Raw genomic sequence first — 26792 nt, 5'->3', positions numbered from 1 at the left:
TATGTTATTTTTTTCCCGCAAGCTCAACAATTGCTTCCGCATAAATAGCCGCTGCTTTTACAAGATTTTCAATCACTACAAACTCATCCGCCCGATGCGCCACATCCTGCTCCCCAGGGAATAGCATGCCAAAGGCCACGCCTTTTTTCAGCACACGTGCATACGTTCCACCACCTGTAGATAATAACGGTGTTTCTGTATCTCCTGATTGACGTCTATAAATAGCCGCTAATGTTTGGATAAATGGATCATCTTCACTGACATAATGGGGCTTGGAGTCGTCTTGAATATCTAATGAAAATCCTCTTTTTACAACTAAACGTTGAGCCTCCGTAATTTTTTCATCGAATGGATAGGACACAGAATAGCGCATACTAATCACTAAACTGCCACCTTTACTGACATCATAGCTAACAATGCCTGGATTTAATGTTGTCTGACCAGACATGGCATCCTCGAATTGCAACTCAAGCTGATGGCCATAATGATCCTGATAAAAAACATCTGCGATAAAGTCGACAAATTGCTTACTTGACTCAGTCGTCAACTCTTGTTGTAAAAACGCAGCAAGATAAACAGCTGCATTGATTCCTTTTTCTGGTTCCATTGCATGGGCTGCTTTACCTTTGATAGTTATTATATAGCGAGAGTCCTCCATTAATAAAGAGCCATCTAGCTGATTTTTGCTTAAGAATGTTTGAAAATTCTGTTCGAATTCCGCTGAGGCATGCTGAATTGAGGCTTCTGCCAAATCTGGTACCATATTTGGACGCTTTCCTGCATTAAATAATAGTAGTTGTTCTTTCGTTACATCACCTACTTTATTTTGAGAGAACACAAGCTCTGCAATGCCTTTCTCAGCATTAATGAGCGGGAAATCTGCATCGGGGGCAAAACCGATTGACGGCATTTCCTCCTGTTTGAAATAGTGGTCGACACAGCGGAACCCTGTTTCTTCATCCGTACCAATAATCATTCGCACTCTTTTATCTAATTGAATACCTGCATCCTTGACAAGCTTCATAGCCATCCATGCCGCAACTGTAGGGCCTTTATCATCAATTGCACCACGTGCATACAGCCTACCATCAGCTACAGTACCGCTAAATGGCGGGTATGTCCAATCAGCTTCATCTCCAACTGGAACAACATCAACATGACATAAAATACCTAATAATTCTTCACCTGTACCCATTTCTATATGTCCAGCATAGTTATCAACATTTTTCGTTAGTAACCCTTCTTTTTGGCCCTTCGCAAGTAACCATTCAAGCGCTTGAAGTGGACCATTACCAAAAGGTACCTCAGTAGTTTTCGTATCCTCATCAAGAACACTATTAATTTGCACAAGCTCCTGTAACTCTTGTACTAATTCATCTTGCCTTTCTTTTGCAGCCTGTAACCAATCCATACCATGTACCTCCTTCAAGTAGTAACATTATTCTACACCTTACAACATATATGACAATCCTCTTTCTGACAACTATTTTCAGTAACTTCTACTGACACTACCACATATAGCATGTTTTTCACGTATTCCCACAAAATACAGTGAAAATTTTATGTTTCTATTGTAAATTTCTCTTGCATTCACTAGAAAATCATGTAGTTTTTCTATATAATGAAGTTATCAGAATAATTGTTCTGACATAAAAATTAGAAAAGGGGATGTCTAAGGCAGCTACTTAATAGCCTAAGTGCACTCCGCACATATTGTCGTCCGCTAGTCTTTGCCAAGAGAATTAAGATGAAGGAGTGGTTCATTTAATGAAACCAACTACTGATCGAATGCTTAATCGTATTAAAGACGTGTACATGTTTATTTTAGACAAAGGAACCGTGTCTACACAGGATTTAGTCGAAGAGTTTAGTATCACTCCTCGCACCGTTCAAAGAGATTTGAACGTGTTAGCCTTTAACGATTTGGTGACGAGTCCAAGTCGAGGCAGATGGACAACGACGAAGAAAAAAGTAAAATTGACGTCTTAGTTTTACGTAGAATGCGTAAAGCATTGTGTATGGAAAAGAATGACCTTTCGTCGGGGTCATTCTTTTTTTGTTGTTAGAAGATTATTAGATAATTTTTATCGTGTTGAATCGGCAGGGAAATAAGCTAACAAATTGAACGGTCTTCTACGTAGTAGCTCTGTCTCATTTTTCTCTTTTAAATGAAGTGTAGCTCGTTCAGTCATTTAGTTTATTTCACTGACGTGTATCTCTAGAGAATATTTTGACTATTTACAGTTGCTTAACAATCCGTTAAACTCGAAACATTCTAAATTGTTGAGAGGAGGGCTTTATATGAAACTGTCAAATTTGTTTCATCCATTAGTTTGGATTATTTTAGGTGGAACAGTTTTCACACGGATTGCAAGCTTTATGGCAATGCCTTTTTTAGCTATTTATTTACATAATGAAATTGAAGCCACTCCTTTACAAATTGGATTGACAATTGGTATTGCACCCCTTATTTCCACTGTTGGCGGGTTTTTCGGTGGATATTTAACGGATCGTTTTGGAAGGAAAAGTGTCATTCTAATAACGATTATAGTGTGGAGCCTCGTATTCTTTGGCTTTGCCACTGTCCATACGGTTTGGTTATTTATTCTATTCAACGCCTTGAATGGTCTTTGTCGCTCATTTTTTGAACCTTCCACTCAGGCATTAATGATTGATTTTACACCTGCTGATAAACGGAAAAGACTTTTTTCATTACGTTACACGGCCATTAATATTGCCGCAGTCATTGGTCCAATAATAGGCGTCTATATCTCTCAGTTAGCAAGTCCTAGTATACCTTTTATGCTAACAGGTATTATGTATATAATTTACGCTGTATTTTTATTTTTCGTGTTAAATCGTTATCAAATGCAACAACAAAAAGCTGTAACTCAAACAAAAATATTGCATACCTTCACAATCCTTTTAACAAATCGTGTGTTACTTAGCTTTATTTTTGGAGCAATCCTTATCAATATTGGCTACTCTCAATTTGATTCGACATTACCACAAGTTATTGAATTAACCGTTGAAAATGGGACAAAATTGTATTCCCTATTGATTTCACTCAATGCAGCGGTCGTCTTATTATTACAATTGCCTATTAGTATTGTGTCTGAACGATTTTCATCCTCCGCCACTCTATTAGTCGGTATTCTGTTTTTTGCTATCGGACTATTTATGTTTGGGTTCTCTAGCAACTATACACTCTATATCATCGCGATGATTATTTTTACAATTGGCGAAATCTTTGCCTTCCCTACAATGAATGTCATGATTGATGAAATTGCGCCTGACACCCAAAAAGCGACCTACCTTGGCGCTGCACAATTTAAAAATTTAGGGGGCTTTATAGGACCCATTATTGGAGGTTGGCTATTAACGCACTATATGGGTGCCATGTTTGCAATTATTGCCATTCTTGTATTATGTAGCTGTATCTTTTACCGATCTAAAACATCAACACATTAAAAAACGCTCCATATCTATAAAATAGCTCACCTTGCTATCTATAGTATGGGGCGTTTTTTTAAATCTTGGTATCTTCGACCTCTGCCACTTCGACAAAGCTAGAATATTGGTCTTTACCAGCATTTTTCGATTGATAGAGTGCTCGATCTGCTCGTTCAAATAAGCTCATTTCTGAATCTTCGGGATGATGATAGATAGCCCCCCCCATACTCACTGATAGAACGGACCATTTTTGAATGGCATGATCTTCCAATTTAAGAGTCCTTATTTGCGTCAAGATAGCATCTGCTACCTGCTGCATATGATGCTCTGTTGTATCGTACAAAACCATGGCAAATTCATCGCCACCAAATCTTACGACAAATCCGTCTTTTTTCACTACTTTTTTTAGGATTTTGGCTGTTCCAATTAGGATCTGATCGCCTTCCCCATGGCCAAATTGATCATTTACTTGTTTAAAATTATCCAAATCGATTAACAATAGTCCAGGTCTATTTAATTTTCGTTTCTTTAGTAAGCTATCCATTTTTCGAATATAGGTCGCTCGATTATAGACACCTGTTAACGGATCAAAAGTGGCGAGATGGATTGTTTTAGAGAGTATTTTATTGATAACTAACAGCATGACAAAGGCAGTTATTAAAGCAATGGTTAATAAAACCCAAAACTGTTTTGTGTTTTTTTGAAGCGCTTCCATTTTTGTGAAATTAGCATACTTCACATAAACAATTCTGTGGGAAGACTCCCCTCTGACCGTCTCTGCTTCATATGGTAAAAAAAGATGCGTTTCCATATAACCCTGATTAAATGCTTCTTGATACTCGACAGGCTGCATCTTCTTCCTTGCTAGCTCAAAATATTTCTGAAACTGTTCGGATTGTTCTTGAACGGTTATCCGCTTCGATTTTGAATCATTAAAGAAAACCCCACCAGCACTAATCGTTTGCACTTCTACTAAATCAACATATTTCGCTACCAAATATTCTGAAGTTTTTTCAAAGTTAAAGGTTTGAAAGACTGGGTTTTTCAATAAGTCTATACTTAGTTCAAGTAGATATTTCTTATCATGTGTCGCAAGGTAGGCAAATTTTCGGTATTCTCCTGTCGTTGTGGAAATGTCTATTCCGTCTGTAAAAAATTCTCCACTCGCACGCCGTTCATCCAATAAGGCAGAAAAACGTTGACAGCACTTAGAAAAATTGAAACCTATATCTTTATCAAATGTTGTGTATAACACTGTATTAGTCTGATCTAATATGTATATATCCATATCATGTTTATTTTTCAATTGTTGTAAATCCCATGTAGCAACATTAGGGTTCTCACGATAATAGTTTTTTAAAGCTCTAAGTGCCTGCTCCATTTCGTCTGACATATTTGCATCAAAATATAAGTGCGCATTATCTACAGCTCGCATATCTGTAAGAATATGATTTTCTATTAACACTCTATTTCTGGCTACTTGTTCTTCTATATCGTCAGCTAATATTTGCCTATTCACATACGAAATCACAGCAACAAGTATGACTGCAAAAGCTATTAAAGATAGTAATAATTTAATTCGCAGGTTCTTCATTTATTGGCCCGCCCTCTACTTATTTTCACCATCATTTTTTGGAAATATCTTAGAGAATGATACGTTTCTTCACTATATTAAGATAACACATTACATATTATACAGTTACGGTTATAAGGCTGTATATAAAAATCCCCGATGCTAAGTCAGCACCGAGGAACATGTTAAGGGTTATTTTGTAAGCAGTCTAATTCTTCTACAGTTAGCTCACGATATTCACCTAGCTCCAGTTGATCGTCTAACTTTAGATTCCCCATAGATATACGTTTTAAATAGGTTACGCGTTTCCCTACAGCCTCGAACATTCGCTTCACCTGATGAAACTTGCCCTCCTGAATGGTTAACTCAATCTCAGATTGTGGTGCAGATTTGAGAATGACAAGCTTTCCAGGCTTTGTCATATACCCGTCATCTAGCTCCACACCATTCGCAAACTTCTCTACGTCCTCTTCCGTTACAACACCTTCAATATGTGCGTAATAAACCTTTGGCACATGTTTTTTAGGAGACAATAAATTATGAGCTAATATGCCATCATTCGTTAATACCAGTAAGCCTTCTGTATCTTTATCGAGTCGGCCAACCGGAAAAGGTTGAAAATGCTGGTCTACTGGCTCCAGTAAGTCAATAACTGTTTCATCTCTTAAATCTTCTGTTGCAGAAATAACACCTGGTGGTTTATTCATCATAAAATAGACAAACTCCGTATAAATGACACGCTCTCCATAGACGGATACATTTTGCTGTTCTGGATCTACATGCATGGCAGCATCCTTGACAGAAGCACCGTCTACTGTGACAGCTTTTTGCTTTAATAGCTGCTTAACTTCCTTGCGCGAGCCATACCCCATATTTGCAAGTAATTTATCTAAACGCATCTTACCACTCCTATTTCATTCCCAGCTTGCTCATAATACGAGTCAACCGTTCACCTAATAGCTTCTGTGCTAAACCTATACGAAGTGACAAGAAGCCGTAGACAGCCACTCCAACAACTGCACAAATAACTGAGAACAGTAATGCAGAGAATTTACTATCGACAGGACCCATTATTAATTCTAGTAGCTTATGCACAATCAACACACTGATTGCCATTGCCATCGTCAATAATGCAATTAACAGGACTCGGCGAACGACCATTTCTGATCGATAATTTAATGTTTTACGTAGCACAAGTATATTAATAAGAATTGATACACTATACCCGATAGCAGTTGCTACAATTGCACCATCTGCCTCCAACAAACGAATTAATGGGATATTTAACGCTAGCTTAACGAAAATACCTGATAATAAGCTGAAAACAATCCATTTTTGAAAATCAATTCCCTGTAATAGGGCTGCTGTGACTTGGAATAACGCAAATAAAATGGCCACAGGTGCATAATGGGCTAAAATCATCGCACCCATTTCACTTTCGGAATAAAGCATAAAGTAAATCTCATTTGCTAACAGAGAAATACCAACCACTGCTGGCAATGTAATGAAGATTAAAATTTGATAGGTTTTATCCATCGCATGACGCAAGGATAAATATTCACCCTGTGTGTAATATTTTGTAATGGTTGGGACAAGTGCCATCGAAAAACCTGTTGCTAGCATGACAGGAATGATAACTACCTTATGTGTCATAAAGTTAATCATCGATAAATAGGTATCTGTCACCTCAGCCAAGCCAATAGATGTCATGGCCCCGTTAAAAGTAAGCATATCGACTAATTGGAATAGTGGATTGGCTACACCTACAAACACCATTGGTATGGAGTAGGTAATAACTTCTTTATAAATATTGGACATTGGCAGCTGTGTAGAGGTTACACTTTGACTGCGTAGTAAGTTAAATTCAGGCTGATATTTTTTCCAATAATAATATAGAACACCTAAGCCACCAATTGCTCCGATAAAGGCTGCAAATACGGCAAAGGAAATGGCTGTCTCAGGTTTACCTTTGAACACAACAACCACGATAAAGGAACCACCTAGTAACACGACAATTCGCACAATTTGCTCCACTAATTGTGATACAGCGGTAGGCTCCATTTTGTCATAGCCTTGGAAGAAACCTCGCCAAAGACTCATAAATGGTACAACGATTAAGGCAAAACTAACCCATCTTATAACCGATGCAATCTGATCTACTGTAAAAACTTGTTCTTCACTCTTAATAACCAATCCCGCAATAGGCGTAGCAAGGAAGAAGAGTGCAATAAATGCTGCAAAACCGGTCATCATCATAATGATTATGCCCGATTTCATCAGTTTACGACCTGATTGATAGTCCCCCATTGCATTGTATTTAGAAACAAATTTAGAGACGGCAATGGGCGCACCTGAAATGGCAATTGCCAGCATAATAGAATAAGGGATGTATGCATACTGATAGAGCGCGATATTTTTCTCTCCAACAATTGCATAAAACGGGAAAATATAAATTAATCCGAGCACCTTCGATAAAAACATCCCCAATGTTAATATCGCAGTACCTTTCATTAAATTGGACATCATACCCATCCATTCATTGTAAAATCAATATTATAGAAATACTCAAAAGCTGACCTATAAATCTTTTTATTATTTTTTGAAGTAACAACATACAAGCGCTATAGCATGTATGTTTCATAAGTAAACCAACTGTAATCTTAACATATTTATAGGAAATGAGACGCATAAAAACAACAAAAAGTTCATTTAAAAGTATACTTGATGAAAAAAGACCTGAAAATAATCGGTGAGGATAACAAAAACCCCACCGATTAAAGCTCATTTCATTATTACATGTCCACAAAGAACTTTTTATACCATACTAGGAATACATAGGCTGTCCAAATATAACGGCCACGGTTTGCTTTTCCTTCATAGTGTTCATCTAGATAGCCAACCAATTGTTTTGTATCAAAAAATTCATTGGCAAAGTCAGTTGTAAACATTTCTTTTACCATATTGTAGTATTTCTCTTCACGCAACCAGTGGCGAATTGGCACTGGGAAGCCTAACTTTGGACGTTTTGCCCATTCTTCTGGTAATTCTTGATGTGCAGCTTGGCGTAGAACATATTTTGTATCAATGTCGTTGACACGATATTGAGATGGAATATTTTTAGCTAATTCCATAACTTCTTTATCTAAGAATGGTACACGTAATTCAATCGAATGCGCCATACTCATCTTGTCAGCTTTTAATAAAATATCTCCTGGCATCCAAAGATTTAAATCTAAGTATTGCATTTTCGTCACATCATCTTCGCCTGGTACTTCGTCATAAATACGTTTTGTAATCGATTTTACAGATGGTGCATTTTTATAGTCAGGCTTTAAAACATTAATCGCATCTACTTCATCCCAAACTACTGCTTCTCCTATAAAGCGTTCTTCTACCGTTTGACCACCTTTAATGAGGAAGTTAGTATATTGGCTTTTAGGTAGAGCTTCTGCTATTCCCCGTAACGTTTTACGAACACCCCATGGAAGTTTTTCATATTTTTGCATTCTTCCTGAGTTTTGATACCAAGAGTAGCCACCAAAAATTTCATCCGCTCCTTCACCTGATAGGACAACTGTTACATCTTTAGAGGCTAGCTCTGAAAGGAAGTACAGTGGTACAGAAGAAGGATTCGATTGCGGCTCATCCATATGCCATTGGATTTTCGGAAGAGCTTCAAAGCACTCGTCTGCTGTAATATATTTACGTTCATTTTGAATATTTAGTGTATCCGATAAATCTTTTGCGAGGTTCGTTTCATTAAACATATCTTCATAATCAGCAAACCCAACTGAGAATGATTTATCGGGACGCAATAATGAAGTAATATAACTTGAGTCAATACCCCCCGATAAGAAAGAACCAACTTTTACATCACTGATTTTATGTGCCTCTACTGATTCTTTAACAGTTGTACGAATTTCTTCAATGTATTTTTCAATGGAAGCTTCTTTTGCATGGAATTTTTTATCCCAATATTGCACAATTTGCTTTTTGCCATTTTGAATAAGCATATAGTGTGCTGGTGGTAATTTAAAGACCCCTTTAAAGAAGGTCTCATCCATCGAAGAATATTGGAATGTTAAATAAGGACGTAATGCCTTTTTATTTAATTCTTTAATAAATGAAGGATGTGGTAAAAATGATTTAATTTCAGAACCAAAAATAAACGTACCGTCTGTTGTATGTTCAGAGTAATACAATGGTTTAATGCCAAAGCCATCACGAGCAATGAATTGTAAATCATTCTTTTTATCCCAAATACAGAAAGCAAACATACCACGTAGCTTTTTCACAAAATCTACACCGTATTCTACATAACCATAAATAATAACTTCACTATCTGATTGCGTTTTAAAGGTATGTCCTTTTTCAATCAGATCTGCACGTAGCTCTTGGAAATTAAAAATTTCTCCATTAAATACAAGCACAATATTGCCGTCTTCACTATATAGTGGTTGATTCGCTACATCCGATAAATCAATAATACTTAATCGTCTGAATCCTAACGTTACTGTATCGTCACTATGAATACCACCACTATCTGGCCCGCGGTGAATAATTGTATTCATCATATTTTCAATTGTTTGATGATGATCAATCACATTTGTTCCATTAATATAACCTATAAATCCGCACATTCTATTTTCACCTCATAATTTAGTGCATAACCTTTACCATAATAGCATGAAAAGACATTCATTTCATGCTGACAATGCTAATAAAGGAAACTTTCATCGATATAATTGTATAATAAAATTTATTGTGTTTCATTCTACTATAAAATCCCCTTCTACACGAGGGAAGGGATAAAGAATTATAAAACACTTTGCTAATATTTTCAATGTCAAAGAAGCCCCTCCTCTATATAGACTTCATGTATAATAGGAAAGATTCCTAAATTGAAAAGAAAGTGAGTTTCTAACTATGTATGATGTAATCGTGATCGGTGGTGGCCCATCTGGTTTAATGGCGGCGATTGCTGCTGGAGAGCGGAAAAAGAAAGTTTTATTGTTAGAAAAAGGTGCAAAACTTGGCAAAAAATTAGCCATTTCTGGCGGCGGGCGCTGTAATGTGACCAATCGTTTGCCTGTTGAAGAAATAGTAAAACATATACCTGGTAATGGCCGTTTCCTTTATAGTCCTTTTACCGTTTATAATAATGAAGATATTATCGCATTTTTTGAAGGGCTTGGTGTGTCTTTAAAAGAAGAGGATCATGGTAGAATGTTTCCGGTATCTAACCGAGCACAAGATGTTGTCGATGCGCTAATTCGTCAGCTTCAACGTTTACATGTTGAAGTTCGTTTACACACAGCCGTTAACAAGCTTGTTATGGATGAAGAAAAAATTTTGGGTGTGCGCCTTGCAGATGGCTCAGAAATTCGTAGCCAAGCCGTCATTGTGGCCGTTGGTGGCAAGGCTGTCCCACAAACAGGCTCTACAGGTGATGGCTATCCATGGGCAGAACGGGCTGGCCATACAATCACAACATTATTCCCAACAGAAGTCCCTGTCATATCGAAAGAGGACTTTATTTTATCACGTGAACTACAGGGTCTTGCATTGCGTGATGTTGCTGTCTCTGTGCTAAATAAAAAAGGTAAGGTACTCGTTACCCATCAAATGGATATGCTCTTTACGCACTTTGGCTTAAGCGGTCCTGCCGTTTTACGCTGTAGCCAATTCGTTGTGAAAGAATTAATGAAAACAGGCTACGAGCCCGTGACAATGCGTATACAAACATTAACTAATTATAATGAAGAAACATGTCTCCAATATTTAAATAAGTTGATTAAAGAAGATCCGAAAAAGGCTGTGAAAAATGCTTGGAAAGGTATTGCTCCTGAACGTTGGCTATTATTTTTATGTGAACGGGCCAATATCGATGTACAATTAACGGGGGCTGAATTATCCCAAGATAAAATTCGTCACCTAGCGCGTTTACTCGTTAACTTCACATTGACGGTAAGTGGCACACAATCACTTGATAAAGCATTTGTTACGGGCGGTGGTGTCTCCGTAAAAGAAATTGAACCAAAAACAATGGCTTCAAAGAGAAAAGAAGGATTATTCTTCTGTGGTGAAATTCTAGATATTCACGGCTATACAGGGGGATATAATATTACCTCAGCCTTAGTAACAGGACGCATTGCAGGTATGCACGCTGCATTAAAATAATAGAAGAAAAGCGTGTCCGGACAAAACGGACACGCTTTTTTTAGCTTTCACTAGACATATATACTTCCTCAAATGGTTGGATAATGACAAAGCCCTCACCCGAAAACGCCATCTGGATTGATTCGCCACTCCCACGACCGATAAATGTACGGAAGCTGATATCTGTTTTAAACTCAGGTGTTAAATTACCTGACCACGCAACCGTAGCATGTGGATCAGTATATACCGTTTCGCCAGGTTTTACTAATAAGGTTAATGGTTCGAAATGTGTTGTAATCGCTACTTTTCCTGTACCTTGTAACGTTACATTAAATAAGCCACCTGACATGATGCCAGCCATTTTTCGCATTAAACGTATATCCCAGTTGATGCTAGGCTCAAATGCGAGCAGATCATTACCATTAACGCAGAGACTGTCATTTTTCAAATCGAAGACGGTTACTTTCTTGCCTTGATCTGCTAAATAAAGTCTACCCTTCCCGCTCGCTTTCATCAATTGTGTACCTTCACCTGTTAAAGCCTTCTTAAACATCTTACCAAGTCCGTGCTCCAACACGCGCTCACGTTCGAATTTAATGTCTCCTGTATAGGAAATCATTGCGCCCATTTTGGACCATACTTCACCGTTTAAATTTACCTCTAATACACGCTCAGTTTCCAATTCAAAATAATCATTTTCTAGATCATCCTGCTGTGTTTTTTGAACAAATTCATCTAAAGAAAATTTCCCCATAGTAAATCCCTCCCTAAATACTTTATATACGATTACCCTTGAGAAAAGATTCAAATTTTAGCTGTTTATCCCTTAACTCCTCTTTCGTTACAAATTTTCTCTTTTAATAAAGAAATCTTTTTATTTCCAGTAATGGTATTGACATCAGAAATGCACTGTTATACATTAAATAAGTAATTGAATATTGTTATATAACAACAAAAGCAAAAAAATAACTATATAAGTGCCACGTGCGAAATGACACCTATACAGTTATCCCAAAAATATATTATTGAGTAGCGGAAACGTCTCCAACATTTTGTGCCGCTTTTAAAGCTGTTTGTTTACGTACATCTGCACGTAATGTTAATGAAATGATTAATGAAGCAGCGATTAAACCTGCAAATACATAGAATACAGGAATATAGCTTCCATAAGCATTTTTAATTGTGCTTACTAACAACGGTCCGAAAATACCACCCAATGACCAAGTTGTTAATAAATACCCATGAATAACACCCAGTTGCTTTGTTCCAAATAAATCACTTGCAAAAGCAGGTAAATTTGAGAACCCTCCACCATAGCAACTAACTACTAAGAAAATAAGTGCTTGGAAAATAATTACGTTTGTAGTATGTGGTAAAACGATAAATGTGATTAGCTGTGCTGTAAAGAAAATAACAAAAACATTTGAACGCCCAATATAATCAGACACAGCCGCCCAGATTAAACGACCACCACCATTAAATAACCCCATGATTCCTACCATCGCTGCTGCTCCTGCGACTGATAGCCCAACAATTTCCTGCGCCATTGGTGAGGCAACAGATATCATCATAATTCCTGCTGTAACATTAACTAAATGCATAGACCATAGCATCCAGAAATGCTTTGTTTTGACAGCCTCACGTGCTGACATAACTGCTAAATCTTTCTTTACTACTTCTTTGCCGTTATCGGCTGCTGCCTTCATATTAGCTGGCATATAACCAGGCTTAGGCGGCGCTATATATGAAGCCCCTAAAATCATTAACGTGAAATAACTTGCACCTAAAATAAAGTATGTCGTAGAGATGCCAACTGCCTCCATTAAGTTGGCTGCCACTGGTGCAGTAATCAGGGCACCAGATCCAAACCCAAGTACGGCCATCCCTGTTGCTAGACCTCGTCGATCTGGGAACCATTTTACAAGCGTTGATACTGGCGCAATATAACCAATCCCCATACCTAATCCACTTAGTACACCATATGTTAACCAGTACAACACGACAGAATCCATTGAAATCGCTACACCTGCACCAGCTTGTCCTGCTCCAAATAAGACAGCTGCTACCATCGCCGATTTACGTGGTCCCATTTTCTCTACTAAACTACCAAATAATGCAGCTGAAAACCCAGCAAGCCCCATCATAATGGTAAAGGCAACCGTTACCTTTGTTTCACTCCATCCCATTTCTGTGACAATCGGTAGCTTGTATACACTGTATGCATAGGCTCCACCGATTGAAAGGTGAATAGCGATTGCAGATAATGCAATTAACCATCTATTTTTATTCATAAATTCTCATTTCTCCCCTCTTTTGCTACCTGTGAAAATTCTATGAACGTCCATGTAAAACAATTTACCACTTAGAATTATTCAAATGCAAGATGTTTTTCTAAAAAATATTATTTCTCCAAAAAGTATTTTGTTTTCCCATTAGTGTTTTTTATCACATAAACCTTACAGTCTCTAAGCAGAACAGCGTTTATCCTACAAAAAACATTACACCATTTAGCTATTATTACTTTTCTACTCTATTTTATAAATAACTATTAATTATATTGAGATAATTATTTTTGTGCATATTTTCACATTCACTTGATGTATACGTCTCTTTTCACCATTTCTAACAGTACCTCTCTATCACTTAAAACGAAGCAGACGCTAAAGATATAATGTAGAAATTTTTAGAATAAGAGAGAAATTTACAATAGAAACGAACAAAATTTTTATCATTAAAAATAACCTTAAAAATATAATAACGACTGTTTTTTTACTTATATTTGTAAAATGATATTTTTATAACAATACATGGAATGTATAATTTTTAAATCACTTTCAATATCTCTACATTTTTATTATTCAAATATATATTTTTTCAACTTAAAGTTGAACACTCAACACTCTGTAACAGAATCATTCGCTTCTATCAGGTGACAAACATGCTAGAACAAGACCCTTTTTTAAGACATATTATTTTTTCAAAAAAACAATATATACAGAAAAAAAACAGCATGCTAGAAACATTTCCAACATACTGTACGGAAAAAAAGATTGTTTAAGTTATTTTTCTTTTCATAAAAAGTAAAGTTCTTATTTCCTTATAGTAAATACATAGTAGAATTCCTAGTAAAATCAATAAGGAGCCGTATATTTGGACACTTGTAGGAAATTGCTTTAAAAAAATTGCACTTAATAGCATTGCGATAGCTGGCTCAAAATTCAATAATAGCGAAGCATTCGTTGAGCCAATCTCCTTCATTTTTTGATTCCATAATAAATTACTAATCCCATGAATAATAACCGCTGATAAAATGAGTAGAATCCAATAAGGGTATGCTACTTGCCAATTTGTTTGTGTCCACATTGTAAACGAAAATGGTACAAGCACTAGCAAACCGATTAAGTTTGTATAGAAGGTGATGGACTGAGCTGACAATTTCAGACTGAGATGATTCACAATAATAAGGAATAAGGCAAAGCTTAGCATCGTTATTAAACTTAGCACCTCCCCCTTCCCTATAGAAATGGTGATGAGGGCTCCCTTAGTAATGATGAGGCCAACTCCTACGAACGAAATGATTGCACCTAACCAAAATATACCGTTTCGTGATTCCTGATACATCATTTTATTAAGCAAAGACGTGACAATCGGTGCGCAGGCTAAAATTAAAGCCGCGGTAATAGGAGAGGTATGCTGAAGACTTGCGTAAAAGCTAAAGTGATTGATGGAAACACCTAGTATCCCTGCAATGATTAGTAATAGGAGGTCATTGCGTGTTAATCTTGTACGAATAATAGCCTTCCAACTAATGCAGCCTAAAAATAGGACAATGACAATTAATCTAAAAATGGCAACCATGATCGGAGACCAATGTTCAATTAAAATGGAGCCAATAATAAAGTTACTGGCCCAAAAAAATACACAGCTAAATAAAATCATATAGATTGTTAGTTGCTTCATATTTATCACACCTGTATATAAGAGACTTCTACATCGTTAATGATGAATTCTTTTAAAAATCTACTTCCCTTTCTTGTATTTCTTCCTATCTATTAAAACATAAGTATAGCAAACTAGAAAATTTTCTAGTTTGCTATGTAATCTAAATAAGGGGGATTTAGATTGATACTTAATTGATAAACTTGCCTTTTGACATCACCACCCGTTTGGATGGTTTACGTGCAATGACTTCAGCGCTAGAAATGGCGTCAAAGAAAACAAAGCTCGCTTCATCTTGCACGTTTGGCCAAACCTTTTGACCATTGCCATCCAATGGTGTGACACCATTTGTAATATATTTTAAGGTTTGTCGAATAGAACGCTCATCTAGCTTACGTGTATTATCTGCAAAAGTTGTTGCTTTTTCTAAAATATCTCCCGAGCCATTTGGACTCCATGAATCATAAAAACCATCACAACCAAAGCGAACATCTACTCCATGCTCTGTTAGTAAGTCAATCGGTGGGATTAATCGTCTCAAATCAAATGGCACCGTTGACATAATTTTTACTTGCTGTTGTGCTAGACGATCTGCAATTTTATGCTGTTCCAAAGCCGATACATCTCCAAGTGAAAAGGCGTGACTAATAGCCGTTCTCCCCTGATAGTTTGCATCCTCTACAATATCTATCCATTTATCGATTGTATAATAACCCACATGGCCTCCATCATGGAGGTGAATATCAACATCTACGTTAAATTCTTGTGCAATATTCATTACTTCATAAAGAGAAGGCTCAATCGAATTATCTATGCCAGCAGGATCTAGCCCACCAATCATCGTTGCCCCATTGCGCAAGGCTTCACGTAATAATTTAGGCACATCGTCTCTTAGTAAGCCATGCTGTGGAAAGGCAATAACTTCTGATGTCACAACATCTTTATAATCTTCTAATGCCTCTAGTACACCCTCTAAGTTTTTTAAGCCAATGTACGGATCGATATTGACATGTGTACGGATATGATTGGCACCATTATTGAGAATTTTCTCAATCATGGCTGTTGCTCGTTGTTTACCAGTCGTTGCAAGAATCGATAATTCTTGTGCTTCACGAGCCAAGCGTTCCTTTAAGTTCTTCACAGGCACGCATGCTTTCCACGGTAAGGACAAGTATGTCTTATCTAAGTGATTATGCATTTCTTTAAAGGCTGGTAATAGCAGCTTCCCTTTCATATCTGTTACTTCATCTAGAGAATCAATGGTTTCTGTTGCTGGTACCATTTGAGAAATAAAGCCATCTGTAATTTCAAGGTGAAAAAGCTCCACCTTTGTACCGACAGTACCATTTTCTTTTAGATATTCTCCTGTTTCAAGTAGAACATTTGTAAGCCAGTGCTTCATCTGTATTCTCCTTTCAACTCTCCAATTTCCTGTTGGTGAATAATATATCCTTGTGAAATAACTGTAGAAATAGGGCATCTTCTTGCTACAACATGTGCAGTACTAATTCCATCTACTAAAAGCATATTGGCTTTATCACCAACCTGTGGCCAAACTCGTTTTCCTGCATCATTCAATGGTGTAATGCCACCCGAAGCATATTTCCAAGCGCGACTTAATGAATATTCATCGATAAAACGGAATCTCTCCGCCATTACATTTAATTTCATAATAGTGTTTCCTGTACCATAAGGAGACCAATGATCTGTTAAACTGTCATGTCCAACAGAAACGTTTACACCATTGTTATAAAGGTATGGAATCGGTATCGTCGAGCGATTAATATCCGTTGGTACCGTTGTTGTAACATCCATTTGAACAGCAGCCATTGCCTGAACTAAGTTCTCTAATCGCGCTTGCTCTAAATCCGCAAGCGCCATTGCATGACTAATCGTAACTTGTCCTTCTTTTTTCGCCTGTTTTGTTAATTCTATTAGTTTATAAAATTCAAATTCACCTAAAGTATTAGCTGTATGAATATGAATATCTATCCCTGCATGGTAGTCTTGGGCAATGGCCATCGTTGTTTGCAATGACTTCTCAATATTTCTATCTACAATGGATGGGTCAACTCCTCCAACAAGCGTTGCACCCATTGCCATCGCCTCACGGATAAGTCCCTCCACATTAGAACGCAGTAAACCATGCTGTGGGAAAGCCACAATATCATAAGTAATTTGATTTTGATATTTTTCTAGTACTTGCTTTGTAATTTCAATATGCTTGGTTCCAATTTGTGGGTCCACATTACAATGCGACCGTATATGTGTATGCCCTTGTGAAATTAACCACTTGACCATTTCCTCAGCCCGATAAGCCGCCGTTGGTAATTGTTTAGGAAGCAGTGTTTTTTCTTCCTCAATGCGCGTTAATATCCCTTTTGTAATAGTTCTTGGCGCTTGCCACTCCCCACCAAAATAAGTTTTATCAATATGAATATGCATTTCTCGGAAAGAAGGGACTAATAATTGCTTCTGAGCATCTACTATCTCAACATTGCCATCAACTACTATATTTTTATCTACTTGTTGAACATATCCATCTACAATTAGAACATCATAAATAGCAGTACGAGTTGCAACAATGCATTCATTTTCATGCTCAAATGCCTCTTCTAATCTCACATTTTTCAGCAGTAATTTATTCATAGTTTCCTCCTCATTGGTATTTTTAGGTTTCACCAAGTTTGATTATTCTACAATTTCAACGCCACTAATCATCGTATAGTTTGACGCATCTAACCAGAACCCTTTGACAGCATTACTGTAAACAGCTAAGTGCTCGTAGTTTCGAACCGGAATATAAACAGCATCATCTAACTCCATTTGCATTGCTTTTTTGTAGATTTCATTACGTGCCTCTTGATTTGATTCAGAACGTCCTTGCTCAATTAGCTTGTCTATTTCTGGATTTGAATAGTAGAAATGGTTTCCAGGAGGCCCCATAGAAGCAGTATGGAATAGATTAAATTGGTTATAATCAGCATCTCCAGTTGCATTACCCCAGCCACTAATAAATATTTGGTGTTGTTCTTTCGTAATTTCAGAAATAAATGCGCCGTATTCCATAACTTGAATATCAACGTCAAGACCTATGCCCTTCAATTGAGATTGAATAACCTCTGCCATATTAATACGCTCTTTACGGTCGCTCGTAAGTAATTTTACTTTTGTTCCTTCTTTAACACCCGCTTCCTTTAATAGTTCTTTTGCTTTGACTACATCGTAATCATATGGCTTTGTCTCACTAGAGTAACCGATAATTTTTGGACTCATTGCGGAATTTGCAAGTGTGCCAACATTATCATAAATACCACTAATAATTGCTTCACGGTCTACTGCATAACTAACTGCTTGACGTACTTTGACATCAGATAACAGTGCATCTTTTACATTGAAACCGATAAATTCTACTGCCAGTCCTTCTGCTCGGAATAGATTCATAGTTGACGAATTTTCAATACGATCAATTTCAGTTACTGGTACTTGCTCAGCGATATGCGCTTCTCCACTTTCAATCATTGCTAAACGTGTAGAGTCCTCAGGTACTACTTTAAATGTTACTTTATCTACTTTTGGTACCGTACCCCAGTAGTCCTTATTTGAACTTAATGTAATTTCTTGACCCGTTTTCCAAGAATCAAATACAAATGGACCTGTCCCTACTGGATGTGTTGCTAATTGATCTCCCTCTTCTGCAATAGCTTTCGGGCTAATCATACTACCTTCCTGACTTGCTAAAATTGATAAAAGTGGTGCATAAGGCTCTTTTAATTTCAACGTAACCACAAACGTATCGTCTACTACTACTTCACTAATCATTGATAATTTATCACGCTGAGGTGACCCAGTCTCAGGATCTAAAATGCGATCGAATGTAGCTTTTACAGCCTCAGCATTAAAATCTGCTCCATCATGGAATTTAATACCTTCATTTAAAATAAACGTCCAAGTGACATCATCTTTCTGTTCCCACTCTTTTGCAAGTAATGGCGCAATTTTACGATCTCTATCAAAAGCAACAAGTGTTTCATATACTTTGCCATGAATAATATTCGCTGACGGAATATCTGTAATAAAGTGAGGATCAAGGCTTGTTGCATCTGATGCTCTTAAAACAACTAATTCCCCTCCTACACTTTTAGCCCCCTCATTGGAACCCTCTACACTCTTATTACTAGCAGTTGAGCACGCCTGCAAAACTAGAACAGTAATGAGTGTCATGAATAAAACAAGCTTCATTTTCTTCATAGACATTTCCTCCTTTTATGTTGTGGTCCTTACATTTCGAATTATAAAGAAATAAAATTCACTTGTTTTTTAAAATTTTTACTTGTTTTTTAAATTTTCTGACTAATACTCCCTATAATATTTACATTCTTTACGCTTTTCACTAAATTGAAAACAAATCAAATAGAAAAGGAGTTTCATTATGGATAAAGTAACTACTACTATCGACCATGCTGTTTTAGTGAATGCACGTAAGGCTTCTAGAAAAAAGAATCTTGTCTCATTCCTAAACAAAATCAAAAAAAATAAGGCTGCCGTCGCAGGGGGTATCATCATTCTTCTATATATATTGATGTTTCTTATCGGGCCAATTATAGCTCCTTATGATCCATTCGATGTTCAGTTAGATCAAAAATTACAAGGACCAAGTTTAGATCATTTAATGGGTACAGATGACAAAGGACGAGATATTTTAAGTCGAATATTATATGGCTCCCGTTTATCGATTGGTGTTGGTATTTCAGCCGTGTTGTTTGGCGGGACAATTGGGACAATCCTCGGCCTTATCTCAGGCTACTATGGAAAATGGATTGATTCGATTATTAGTCGTATTTTAGATATCATGCTTGCCTTTCCTGGTATATTACTAGCTTTAGCAATTGTCAGCGCATTGGGACCAAGTCTTATTAATGTAACTATTGCTGTTGGATTCTTCTCGATCCCTATGTTTGCCCGTATTGTACGTGGATCGACAATGGAAGTAAAAAAATTAGAATATATCGATGCTGTGAAAACTCTTGGTGCAAATGATATGACCATATTACTCAAGCATATCTTCCCGAATATTTTATCACCTATTATTGTCCAAGCATCTATGCGTTTAGCAACAGCCATTTTATCTGCAGCAGGTCTGTCATTCTTAGGATTAGGTGCACAACCGCCATCGCCAGAATGGGGTGCTATGCTATCCAATGGTCGGGATTTTCTTTTTACCGCCCCATATATGGCCCTTTTCCCTGGTATTATGATTTCCATCCTTGTTCTAGGATTTAACCTATTCGGAGATGGTTTACGGGATGCTTTAGATCCAAGAATGAAAAATTAAAGGAGAGAAGCTATATGACATTATTTATCTTAAAACGACTTGCTCAAATTATTCCCGTGACACTCGGTGTAACGCTTGTTGTTTTTCTAATTATGCAAATGATTCCAGGCGATCCAGCCATTATTTTAGCAGGTGAAGGCGCTTCACAAGAAACCGTTAATGAATTACGTGAAAATTTAGGACTGAATAAGCCTTTAGCCATTCAATATACAGATTACATCAAAAATCTTTTACAAGGAGACATGGGTCATTCTTTAAAAAATAATCAACCTGTATTTGAAGAAATTACGGCTCGTTTACCAATTACAATTGAGCTGGCCTTTTATAGTATTTTAATCACCATTGTTCTTGGGCTTATTGCCGGCATCATCTCAGCAATCCGCCCTTATTCCTTCATGGATGTTGGTTTAATGATTGTGGCATTATTAGGAATCTCCCTCCCTAGTTTCTGGTTAGGTATTTTATTAATGTATGTTTTCTCCGTACAGTTACATTGGCTACCTGTTGCAGGCTGGGAAAGTGCTAAACATATCATTCTCCCTGCGGTTACACTCGGCGCAGGTGGTGCTGCCATCGTTGCACGTATGACGCGTTCAAGTATGTTAGAAGTTGTCCACCAAGATTATATTCGAACAGCTAAAGCTAAAGGCTTAAAAGGTTACATTATCATTTTAAAGCATGCATTACGAAATGCCTTAATTCCAGTTATTACAGTAGTAGGTTTACAGTTTGGTAGTTTACTTGGCGGCACAGTATTAGTAGAATCTGTTTTCGCCGTGAACGGATTAGGTCGAATGATTGTCGATGCGATTCGCACACGAGATATACCAATCGTTCAAGGCGGCGTGCTGGTCGCCTCATTAATATTCGTTTTCATCAATCTTTTCGTCGATATTTTGTATCGAATCTTTAATAAACGGATGGATTTAAACTAGGAGGGATAAAACAGATGAAACAAGATACAGTGTTAGAAGTAAAAAATTTACAAACTTATTTTTATTCGAGTGAGGGAGTCGCTAAAGCTGTGGACGGTGTTTCTTTTACACTTCAAAAAGGAGAAACACTTGGCATTGTCGGAGAATCTGGTTGTGGGAAATCCATGACTTCCCTATCATTACTTCGATTAGTCCCTTCACCCCCTGGCAAAATTATTAATGGTGAAATTCTTTTAAACAATACAGACATCTTGAAATTGTCGGATGAAGAATTACGTAAAATTCGAGGCAATAAAATATCAATGATTTTCCAAGAGCCAATGACAAGCTTAAATCCTGTGCTATCCGTTGGCGAGCAAATCGCTGAATCCATTCGTTTACACCAAGGTTTATCACGTAAAGAGGCATGGCAAAAAGCGGTGGATATGATTCGCCTAGTTGGCATTCCAGCACCTGAAAAAAGAGCAAAACAAGAACCTTATCAGCTAAGTGGTGGAATGCGTCAACGTATTATGATCGCCATGGCACTTGCTTGTACGCCAGATGTTTTAATTGCTGATGAGCCGACGACTGCCCTCGATGTAACCATTCAAGCTCAAATTATTGATATTATTCAAAATTTGCAAAAGCAGTTAGGAATGAGCATTCTCTTCATTACCCATGATCTTGGTGTTGTGGCTGAGGTTTGCGATAAAATTGCTGTTATGTATGCCGGGCAGGTTGTAGAGGAAGGCACAACTGATAGTCTTTTTGAAAAACCATTACATCCTTATACTAATGGTTTAATTCAATCCTTACCAAAGCTATATGAGGACCAAGAGGAATTATCTACTATTCAAGGAACCGTCCCAAGTCCTTATCATTATCCAAGTGGCTGCCGCTATGCAGAACGCTGTCCATTTGCTACAGAATTATGTCGTGAAAAACAGCCTGAACTTCTTACGATTGAGCCAGAGAAAAAGGTAAGATGCTGGATGTACAGTAAGGAATGGCAGGGAGCAACACTTATGGAGGAGATGACCGTATGATAAAAGAGCAGCAAGCACAGCCACTATTACAAGTAAATAATTTAAAACAACATTTTTCCTTAAAAAAAGAAAAACTCTTCGGTCCACAGCAGGTGGTTAAAGCGGTGGACGGTGTTTCTTTTGAGATTATGCCCGGTGAAACACTTAGTATTGTTGGAGAATCTGGCTGTGGTAAATCAACGACAGGTCGCTCTATTTTAAGATTAGACGAACCTACATCTGGAGAAGTGTTATTATTCGGCAAAAATTTAGTAACGATGAATAAAAAAGAGCTGCGAGTAGCGCGCAAGGACATTCAAATAATTTTCCAAGATCCGTATGCATCTCTGAACCCAAGACGCACTATTCGCAAAATGTTAACAGAGGCCATGTCTATTCAAAAAATAGTTCCTCCAGAGCAGCAAGAGGCACGCATGATCGAATTAATGTCACTTGTCGGACTGCGACCAGAATATTTGGAGCGTTATCCACATGAATTCTCTGGTGGGCAACGTCAACGTATTGGGATCGCAAGAGCACTTGCCGTCAATCCCAAAATTATTATTTGTGATGAATCGGTTTCTGCCCTGGACGTATCTATCCAAGCACAAATTTTAAATTTATTGAAACAGCTACAAAAAGATTTAGATTTAACCTTTTTATTTATCTCACATGATTTAAGTGTAGTGCGCCATATATCAGACCGGATAATGGTTATGTATCTTGGAAAAGTCGTAGAAATTGCGGATAAGCAATCCCTTTTCACACAGCCACATCACCCTTATACAAAAGCACTATTTTCATCTATTCCAGTCATCGATAAGGAGCATCGTAAGGAACGGATTATATTAAAGGGAGATCTACCGTCACCGTTAAATCCCCCGACAGGCTGTAGCTTCCATACACGTTGTCCGTTCGCTACAGATAAATGTAAATCAGAGGTGCCCGCATTACGGGAAATTACCACAACACATAAGGTAGCTTGCCATTTTGCAGAAAATTTAGTTTAATGTAACTTACACTTATAAATTCAATGGAGAGGTCATTATGTTACAACTAGAAACCTTCAACATATATATTCTCCTATGTGTAATCGCTCCAATTATTGGAGCTTTTCTGCTTACTTTTATATTTATTTTCGAAAAACAAATTGATAGCCTAGAGGAAGAAAAAAGAAATTTAGAGCTGAAGCAAGATTTACAAAGAGCTAATATTCTTCAGCTAAATCAGCAAATACAGCCTCATTTCTTTTTTAACGCATTAAATTCATTACTGAGCCTAGCCCGCATCAATCGAAAGGAAGATTTGGTGGCGGGCATTGAAGCCTTAGCAACGTTTTTTAAATTTAAATATAATAATCATGAGGTGTTAATTGCTTTAAAAAACGAGGTGCTATTTGTCGATAGCTATTTAAATATTCAACAGCTACGCTTTGGACATCGTTTGACGATCCATAAGTATGTTGATGATGCAGCCTTATCTGTACAAATACCACCATTTATTCTCCAGACCATTATTGAAAATGCATATAAACATGGCTTTGAAAAGCATATAGGACCGGCAGAACTTTTCATTTATATAAAGAAAATGGACAAGTTTTTATTAATTGAAATTAAAAATACACAGCCATCAGAAAAGATAGAAACGGCTATTGAGCAAGTAGAAGATGAATTGCAGCAAGGTTATGGTCTAGAAAATATAAGAAAACGACTCGAGCTTATTTATGGACTCGAAAGTATTTTATTTTCAATTCAAAACGATCAACATTTTTACACTGTAACGATCCATGTTCCCGCTTAGGCTTTCTACTAATTTGAATGCGAAAGGAGAATCTCAACATGAATATTTTAATCGCAGATGATGAACCTTTAGAGCTTGAGCAAATGATTTATTTATTAAAGCCACATTTCCCTAATTGGACATTCCATACTGCTCAGGATGCCTCACAAGCACTGCAATTAGCTAAAAAGCACCGTATGACTATCGCCTTTTTGGATATTCAAATGCCTGGGAAAGATGGAATCACCTTAAGTAAAGAATTAAAAGGACTTTATGATGTAGACATTATTATGGTAACTGCTTATCAGACCTTCGAATATGCCCAGCAAGCATTACGTATCGGGGTGAAGGACTATCTAACAAAACCTGTTATTGCAAGTGAATTAAATGCCATTGTGGAGAAATATAAAGTATGGAGCTCTAATCACGATGCGATACAAAGTGCTCTTTCCTATATTCATGAAAACTATCATGAAAAACTGAGTTTAAATATTATTGCCGAAAAAATCCATTTGAATCCTAGTTATTTAAGCCGTAAGTTTTTGGAGGAGCAATCCATCGGCATTAATGAATATATTAATAATTATCGCCTAGAGATGGCCGTGAAGAAAATAGGTGAAAATCTGGATGCTAGTATGTCAGCAATTGCTGAGAGCTGTGGTTTTAATAGCCAGCACTATTTTAGTGTAGCTTTTAAGAAAAAATATAATCAATCACCTCGTCAATACAAAACATCTAAAACGAGTAAAGGTAATTGAAGGTATGTTAAAAAAATTTTCATTGCTTGTACCATTTGCTAGTTTAAGCACAGCAGCAGGTGTCATCATACTTTTAGCTAGATGGATTAATGGTAATTTATTATTGTCCTCTCCTTCTGCCCTTATTTCTTATGGCTTTATGGCGGGCATTTGTTATACATTCGCAACAGCTATATCTTTTATGGTACTGGGTTCATTATTAAAAAAGAGTGATTACACACAAAATCAGCATACACAAAGCTTTTTACTCTTTACGATACAAAAAAAATTGAGTGGAATGAATTTAAAAGTCATACGATTTTTTTACCTTCTGACAGGCATCGAACTCTGGTTAATTCAATTAATAAGTATTAGTGTGCTTTCAGAAATTATGTTAACGATACCGGTCCCCATTACACTATTTTTATTTTTGATGGGGATGTTACTGCTGGACCGCATTATGTCTGTGAAAAGTATATTGTGGCTAGAGATTTTATTTATTATCTCTCTATTTTCTTTACTTATTTTTATACCCATTTATTATTTTGTCCAAAATGGGGCTAGCACCGTTTATGAAGGTATTCGCTTATATCACCCTTATTTATTTTACTTTAAAAATAGCGAAATCCTGCTGTTCTATGTCATCATTCAACTAGCCGTCTTAGGACAAGTTCTTTTTGATAAATCAACATGGTATTTAATCGCTTTTATTAAACCTAAAAAGGTACGTCGTAGCCTATTTTCATCAGGTGTGATTTTAGCTTTATTAACGCTATCCTTTACAGCTATTTTAATGATTGCTTTATATAGTGGCTCATTTGGTCAGTTCCAAGTTCTAATTTTTACGTTTTTATATGAAGTACAGCCAGGGTTTTTGACATTTGCTTTCCTTGTTATTGCACTGTTGGCCGTTGTTACAACCCTCCTTGTAGATTTGCGAGCAACCAAACGATTTTTTGTGAAGAAAAGACCCTACTACTTTTATTTAATAGGTCTACTAGGCATCTTATTTACCTTTTTCTTATCTGTAGATTTAACGATTTTAGGAGTTATTTATTCTTTCGCATTTCTACATATTACCATGCTACCATTTATGTTCATTCTTTTATTTACAAATCGTCATATCCATAAATATACCTGGCTTGTCATACTGTTATCCATCATTATAGGAATCGGTGTTGGTTTAATCTTCAATGCTCTTTACGGATTAGCAACTAGCATGATGATTTCTAGTATTTATCTATTAATGCTTCAGACTGAAACGGAAGATAAAAACGCCTGAACTCCCAAAATAGCGGGTTCAGGCATTTGTTTTACATTTATATACGTCTTTTAAAGAGAATCTTTGCTCGATGTAATCCCAGTTGACATAGTAGGTGAAATCTATATTTTGAACAATTTCTGTAGCTAATCGTTCAGTCCTTTACATACTCGTAAATAATTTTCTTTATGCTCCTCTTCCTCTAAATGCTTCCACCCTAACACCTCCTTATTGGTGGTTCCCTTAAAAGAAATATCATTTCAAAGTATACTTTTAATTCAAACGATGGACATAATATTTCAAAAACATCACACAATAAAATGGGAATCGACGTTTGTAGGAGATTCCCACTATTAAATTTATGTTAACAACTTTAAGCAAGACAAAGTTTTGTATTCATCCATTCAGGGAAATCATCATTTAAGAAAGTCTAAAAAAAATATGATTTAGTTGTTTTGATACTGGATTTTTCCTTCTTGTATGCCGAGTCGCATACTTTTTTTCTTTTAGCTCTTGAATAGCTAGTTAAAAAACTGTTATAGTGAGATTGTTTGTCTGACGTCTGACAAATTAAAATCTTTGGCTGCTCTGAAATTTTTTAGAAAAACATAATG

Annotated in this window: 21 protein-coding genes; 10 read left to right on the top strand and 11 right to left on the bottom strand. The window is 36.8% G+C overall.

Features of this window, described 5'->3' with window-relative positions:
* Nucleotides 1-4 precede the first annotated feature (4 nt).
* Nucleotides 5-1411, bottom strand: a complete 1407-nt coding sequence (pepV, locus tag ACP3VS_RS03665; protein ID WP_036162322.1) for a dipeptidase PepV — start codon at nucleotides 1409-1411, stop codon at nucleotides 5-7.
* A 356-nt stretch (nucleotides 1412-1767) separates the two neighbouring features.
* Between pepV and ACP3VS_RS03660 the strand changes: the two genes are divergently transcribed.
* On the top strand, nucleotides 1768-1989 hold the full coding sequence (locus ACP3VS_RS03660) for a DeoR family transcriptional regulator (protein ID WP_004226074.1): 222 nt from the start codon (nucleotides 1768-1770) through the stop codon (nucleotides 1987-1989).
* A gap of 312 nt (nucleotides 1990-2301) precedes the next feature.
* A complete protein-coding gene (locus tag ACP3VS_RS03655; RefSeq protein WP_012295711.1) occupies nucleotides 2302-3471 on the top strand; it encodes an MDR family MFS transporter in 1170 nt (389 codons plus the stop codon).
* A gap of 58 nt (nucleotides 3472-3529) precedes the next feature.
* Here ACP3VS_RS03655 and ACP3VS_RS03650 read toward each other — a convergent pair whose 3' ends face one another.
* The 4 genes from ACP3VS_RS03650 to asnB all read right to left on the bottom strand — a co-directional run bounded on the left by ACP3VS_RS03650 (nucleotide 3530) and on the right by asnB (nucleotide 9666).
* Nucleotides 3530-5047, bottom strand: coding sequence for a GGDEF domain-containing protein (locus ACP3VS_RS03650; protein ID WP_426388383.1), 1518 nt, complete (start codon nucleotides 5045-5047; stop codon nucleotides 3530-3532).
* Nucleotides 5048-5211: 164 nt separating this feature from the next.
* Nucleotides 5212-5925 (bottom strand): pseudouridine synthase, encoded by a 714-nt coding sequence (locus ACP3VS_RS03645; RefSeq protein WP_012295713.1) that lies wholly within the window; start codon nucleotides 5923-5925, stop codon nucleotides 5212-5214.
* Nucleotides 5926-5935: 10 nt separating this feature from the next.
* Nucleotides 5936-7549, bottom strand: a complete 1614-nt coding sequence (locus ACP3VS_RS03640) for a putative polysaccharide biosynthesis protein (protein WP_200991382.1) — start codon at nucleotides 7547-7549, stop codon at nucleotides 5936-5938.
* A 269-nt stretch (nucleotides 7550-7818) separates the two neighbouring features.
* Complete coding sequence (asnB, locus tag ACP3VS_RS03635) at nucleotides 7819-9666, bottom strand: asparagine synthase (glutamine-hydrolyzing) (protein ID WP_012295715.1); 1848 nt, start codon at nucleotides 9664-9666, stop codon at nucleotides 7819-7821.
* Between the two features lie 286 nt (nucleotides 9667-9952).
* Here asnB and ACP3VS_RS03630 point away from each other — a divergent pair, with 286 nt between their 5' ends.
* Complete coding sequence (locus ACP3VS_RS03630; protein WP_012295716.1) at nucleotides 9953-11206, top strand: NAD(P)/FAD-dependent oxidoreductase; 1254 nt, start codon at nucleotides 9953-9955, stop codon at nucleotides 11204-11206.
* Nucleotides 11207-11246: 40 nt separating this feature from the next.
* Here the strand turns inward: ACP3VS_RS03630 and ACP3VS_RS03625 are convergent, their stop codons facing one another.
* The 6 genes from ACP3VS_RS03625 to ACP3VS_RS03600 all read right to left on the bottom strand — a co-directional run bounded on the left by ACP3VS_RS03625 (nucleotide 11247) and on the right by ACP3VS_RS03600 (nucleotide 19375).
* Nucleotides 11247-11939: an AIM24 family protein gene (locus tag ACP3VS_RS03625; RefSeq protein WP_012295717.1), complete on the bottom strand. Its 693-nt coding sequence runs from the start codon at nucleotides 11937-11939 to the stop codon at nucleotides 11247-11249.
* Nucleotides 11940-12207: 268 nt separating this feature from the next.
* Nucleotides 12208-13476 (bottom strand): L-lactate MFS transporter, encoded by a 1269-nt coding sequence (locus ACP3VS_RS03620; protein WP_012295718.1) that lies wholly within the window; start codon nucleotides 13474-13476, stop codon nucleotides 12208-12210.
* Nucleotides 13477-14239: 763 nt separating this feature from the next.
* On the bottom strand, nucleotides 14240-15145 hold the full coding sequence (locus tag ACP3VS_RS03615) for a DMT family transporter (protein WP_036162327.1): 906 nt from the start codon (nucleotides 15143-15145) through the stop codon (nucleotides 14240-14242).
* A 169-nt stretch (nucleotides 15146-15314) separates the two neighbouring features.
* Nucleotides 15315-16526: an amidohydrolase gene (locus ACP3VS_RS03610; RefSeq protein ID WP_036164683.1), complete on the bottom strand. Its 1212-nt coding sequence runs from the start codon at nucleotides 16524-16526 to the stop codon at nucleotides 15315-15317.
* Nucleotides 16523-17773 carry an amidohydrolase family protein gene (locus ACP3VS_RS03605; protein WP_426388380.1) on the bottom strand — a complete coding sequence of 417 codons (1251 nt, stop codon included), beginning with the start codon at nucleotides 17771-17773 and terminating at the stop codon, nucleotides 16523-16525. The genes ACP3VS_RS03610 and ACP3VS_RS03605 overlap by 4 nt, the downstream gene beginning before the upstream one ends.
* 42 nt (nucleotides 17774-17815) lie before the next feature.
* Nucleotides 17816-19375, bottom strand: a complete 1560-nt coding sequence (locus ACP3VS_RS03600; RefSeq protein WP_197223735.1) for a glutathione ABC transporter substrate-binding protein — start codon at nucleotides 19373-19375, stop codon at nucleotides 17816-17818.
* Between the two features lie 181 nt (nucleotides 19376-19556).
* Between ACP3VS_RS03600 and ACP3VS_RS03595 the strand changes: the two genes are divergently transcribed.
* Genes ACP3VS_RS03595 through ACP3VS_RS03565 form a run of 7 tightly spaced genes read left to right on the top strand, consistent with a single transcriptional unit; the run spans nucleotide 19557 to nucleotide 26199 of the window.
* The gene (locus tag ACP3VS_RS03595; protein ID WP_036217499.1) at nucleotides 19557-20459 is read left to right on the top strand and encodes an ABC transporter permease; all 903 of its coding nucleotides are present in this window, start codon (nucleotides 19557-19559) and stop codon (nucleotides 20457-20459) included.
* Nucleotides 20460-20473: 14 nt separating this feature from the next.
* Nucleotides 20474-21394 (top strand): nickel ABC transporter permease, encoded by a 921-nt coding sequence (nikB, locus tag ACP3VS_RS03590; protein ID WP_012295724.1) that lies wholly within the window; start codon nucleotides 20474-20476, stop codon nucleotides 21392-21394.
* 14 nt (nucleotides 21395-21408) lie between these two features.
* Nucleotides 21409-22422: an ABC transporter ATP-binding protein gene (locus tag ACP3VS_RS03585; protein WP_012295725.1), complete on the top strand. Its 1014-nt coding sequence runs from the start codon at nucleotides 21409-21411 to the stop codon at nucleotides 22420-22422.
* Nucleotides 22419-23411 (top strand): ABC transporter ATP-binding protein, encoded by a 993-nt coding sequence (locus ACP3VS_RS03580; protein WP_012295726.1) that lies wholly within the window; start codon nucleotides 22419-22421, stop codon nucleotides 23409-23411. The genes ACP3VS_RS03585 and ACP3VS_RS03580 overlap by 4 nt, the downstream gene beginning before the upstream one ends.
* 37 nt (nucleotides 23412-23448) lie before the next feature.
* Nucleotides 23449-24201 carry a sensor histidine kinase gene (locus ACP3VS_RS03575; RefSeq protein WP_012295727.1) on the top strand — a complete coding sequence of 251 codons (753 nt, stop codon included), beginning with the start codon at nucleotides 23449-23451 and terminating at the stop codon, nucleotides 24199-24201.
* Nucleotides 24202-24239: 38 nt separating this feature from the next.
* Nucleotides 24240-24938, top strand: a complete 699-nt coding sequence (locus ACP3VS_RS03570; protein ID WP_012295728.1) for a response regulator transcription factor — start codon at nucleotides 24240-24242, stop codon at nucleotides 24936-24938.
* A gap of 4 nt (nucleotides 24939-24942) precedes the next feature.
* The gene (locus ACP3VS_RS03565; protein WP_012295729.1) at nucleotides 24943-26199 is read left to right on the top strand and encodes a hypothetical protein; all 1257 of its coding nucleotides are present in this window, start codon (nucleotides 24943-24945) and stop codon (nucleotides 26197-26199) included.
* Nucleotides 26200-26792: the final 593 nt, after the last annotated feature.

The sequence above is a fragment of the Lysinibacillus sp. VIII_CA genome, assembly GCF_049943995.1.
Taxonomy (GTDB): domain Bacteria; phylum Bacillota; class Bacilli; order Bacillales_A; family Planococcaceae; genus Lysinibacillus; species Lysinibacillus pinottii.
This window is presented reverse-complemented; position numbering and strand designations above follow the sequence as displayed.

What these genes read in the sequence shown, in the direction of transcription:
- pepV (WP_036162322.1), bottom strand. Translation starts at nt 1,411, where the DNA reads ATGGATTGGTTACAGGCTGCAAAAGAAAGGCAAGATGAATTAGTACAA.
- ACP3VS_RS03660 (WP_004226074.1), top strand. Translation starts at nt 1,768, where the DNA reads ATGAAACCAACTACTGATCGAATGCTTAATCGTATTAAAGACGTGTAC.
- ACP3VS_RS03655 (WP_012295711.1), top strand. Translation starts at nt 2,302, where the DNA reads ATGAAACTGTCAAATTTGTTTCATCCATTAGTTTGGATTATTTTAGGT.
- ACP3VS_RS03650 (WP_426388383.1), bottom strand. Translation starts at nt 5,047, where the DNA reads ATGAAGAACCTGCGAATTAAATTATTACTATCTTTAATAGCTTTTGCA.
- ACP3VS_RS03645 (WP_012295713.1), bottom strand. Translation starts at nt 5,925, where the DNA reads ATGCGTTTAGATAAATTACTTGCAAATATGGGGTATGGCTCGCGCAAG.
- ACP3VS_RS03640 (WP_200991382.1), bottom strand. Translation starts at nt 7,549, where the DNA reads ATGTCCAATTTAATGAAAGGTACTGCGATATTAACATTGGGGATGTTT.
- asnB (WP_012295715.1), bottom strand. Translation starts at nt 9,666, where the DNA reads ATGTGCGGATTTATAGGTTATATTAATGGAACAAATGTGATTGATCAT.
- ACP3VS_RS03630 (WP_012295716.1), top strand. Translation starts at nt 9,953, where the DNA reads ATGTATGATGTAATCGTGATCGGTGGTGGCCCATCTGGTTTAATGGCG.
- ACP3VS_RS03625 (WP_012295717.1), bottom strand. Translation starts at nt 11,939, where the DNA reads ATGGGGAAATTTTCTTTAGATGAATTTGTTCAAAAAACACAGCAGGAT.
- ACP3VS_RS03620 (WP_012295718.1), bottom strand. Translation starts at nt 13,476, where the DNA reads ATGAATAAAAATAGATGGTTAATTGCATTATCTGCAATCGCTATTCAC.
- ACP3VS_RS03615 (WP_036162327.1), bottom strand. Translation starts at nt 15,145, where the DNA reads ATGAAGCAACTAACAATCTATATGATTTTATTTAGCTGTGTATTTTTT.
- ACP3VS_RS03610 (WP_036164683.1), bottom strand. Translation starts at nt 16,526, where the DNA reads ATGAAGCACTGGCTTACAAATGTTCTACTTGAAACAGGAGAATATCTA.
- ACP3VS_RS03605 (WP_426388380.1), bottom strand. Translation starts at nt 17,773, where the DNA reads ATGAATAAATTACTGCTGAAAAATGTGAGATTAGAAGAGGCATTTGAG.
- ACP3VS_RS03600 (WP_197223735.1), bottom strand. Translation starts at nt 19,375, where the DNA reads ATGAAGAAAATGAAGCTTGTTTTATTCATGACACTCATTACTGTTCTA.
- ACP3VS_RS03595 (WP_036217499.1), top strand. Translation starts at nt 19,557, where the DNA reads ATGGATAAAGTAACTACTACTATCGACCATGCTGTTTTAGTGAATGCA.
- nikB (WP_012295724.1), top strand. Translation starts at nt 20,474, where the DNA reads ATGACATTATTTATCTTAAAACGACTTGCTCAAATTATTCCCGTGACA.
- ACP3VS_RS03585 (WP_012295725.1), top strand. Translation starts at nt 21,409, where the DNA reads ATGAAACAAGATACAGTGTTAGAAGTAAAAAATTTACAAACTTATTTT.
- ACP3VS_RS03580 (WP_012295726.1), top strand. Translation starts at nt 22,419, where the DNA reads ATGATAAAAGAGCAGCAAGCACAGCCACTATTACAAGTAAATAATTTA.
- ACP3VS_RS03575 (WP_012295727.1), top strand. Translation starts at nt 23,449, where the DNA reads ATGTTACAACTAGAAACCTTCAACATATATATTCTCCTATGTGTAATC.
- ACP3VS_RS03570 (WP_012295728.1), top strand. Translation starts at nt 24,240, where the DNA reads ATGAATATTTTAATCGCAGATGATGAACCTTTAGAGCTTGAGCAAATG.
- ACP3VS_RS03565 (WP_012295729.1), top strand. Translation starts at nt 24,943, where the DNA reads ATGTTAAAAAAATTTTCATTGCTTGTACCATTTGCTAGTTTAAGCACA.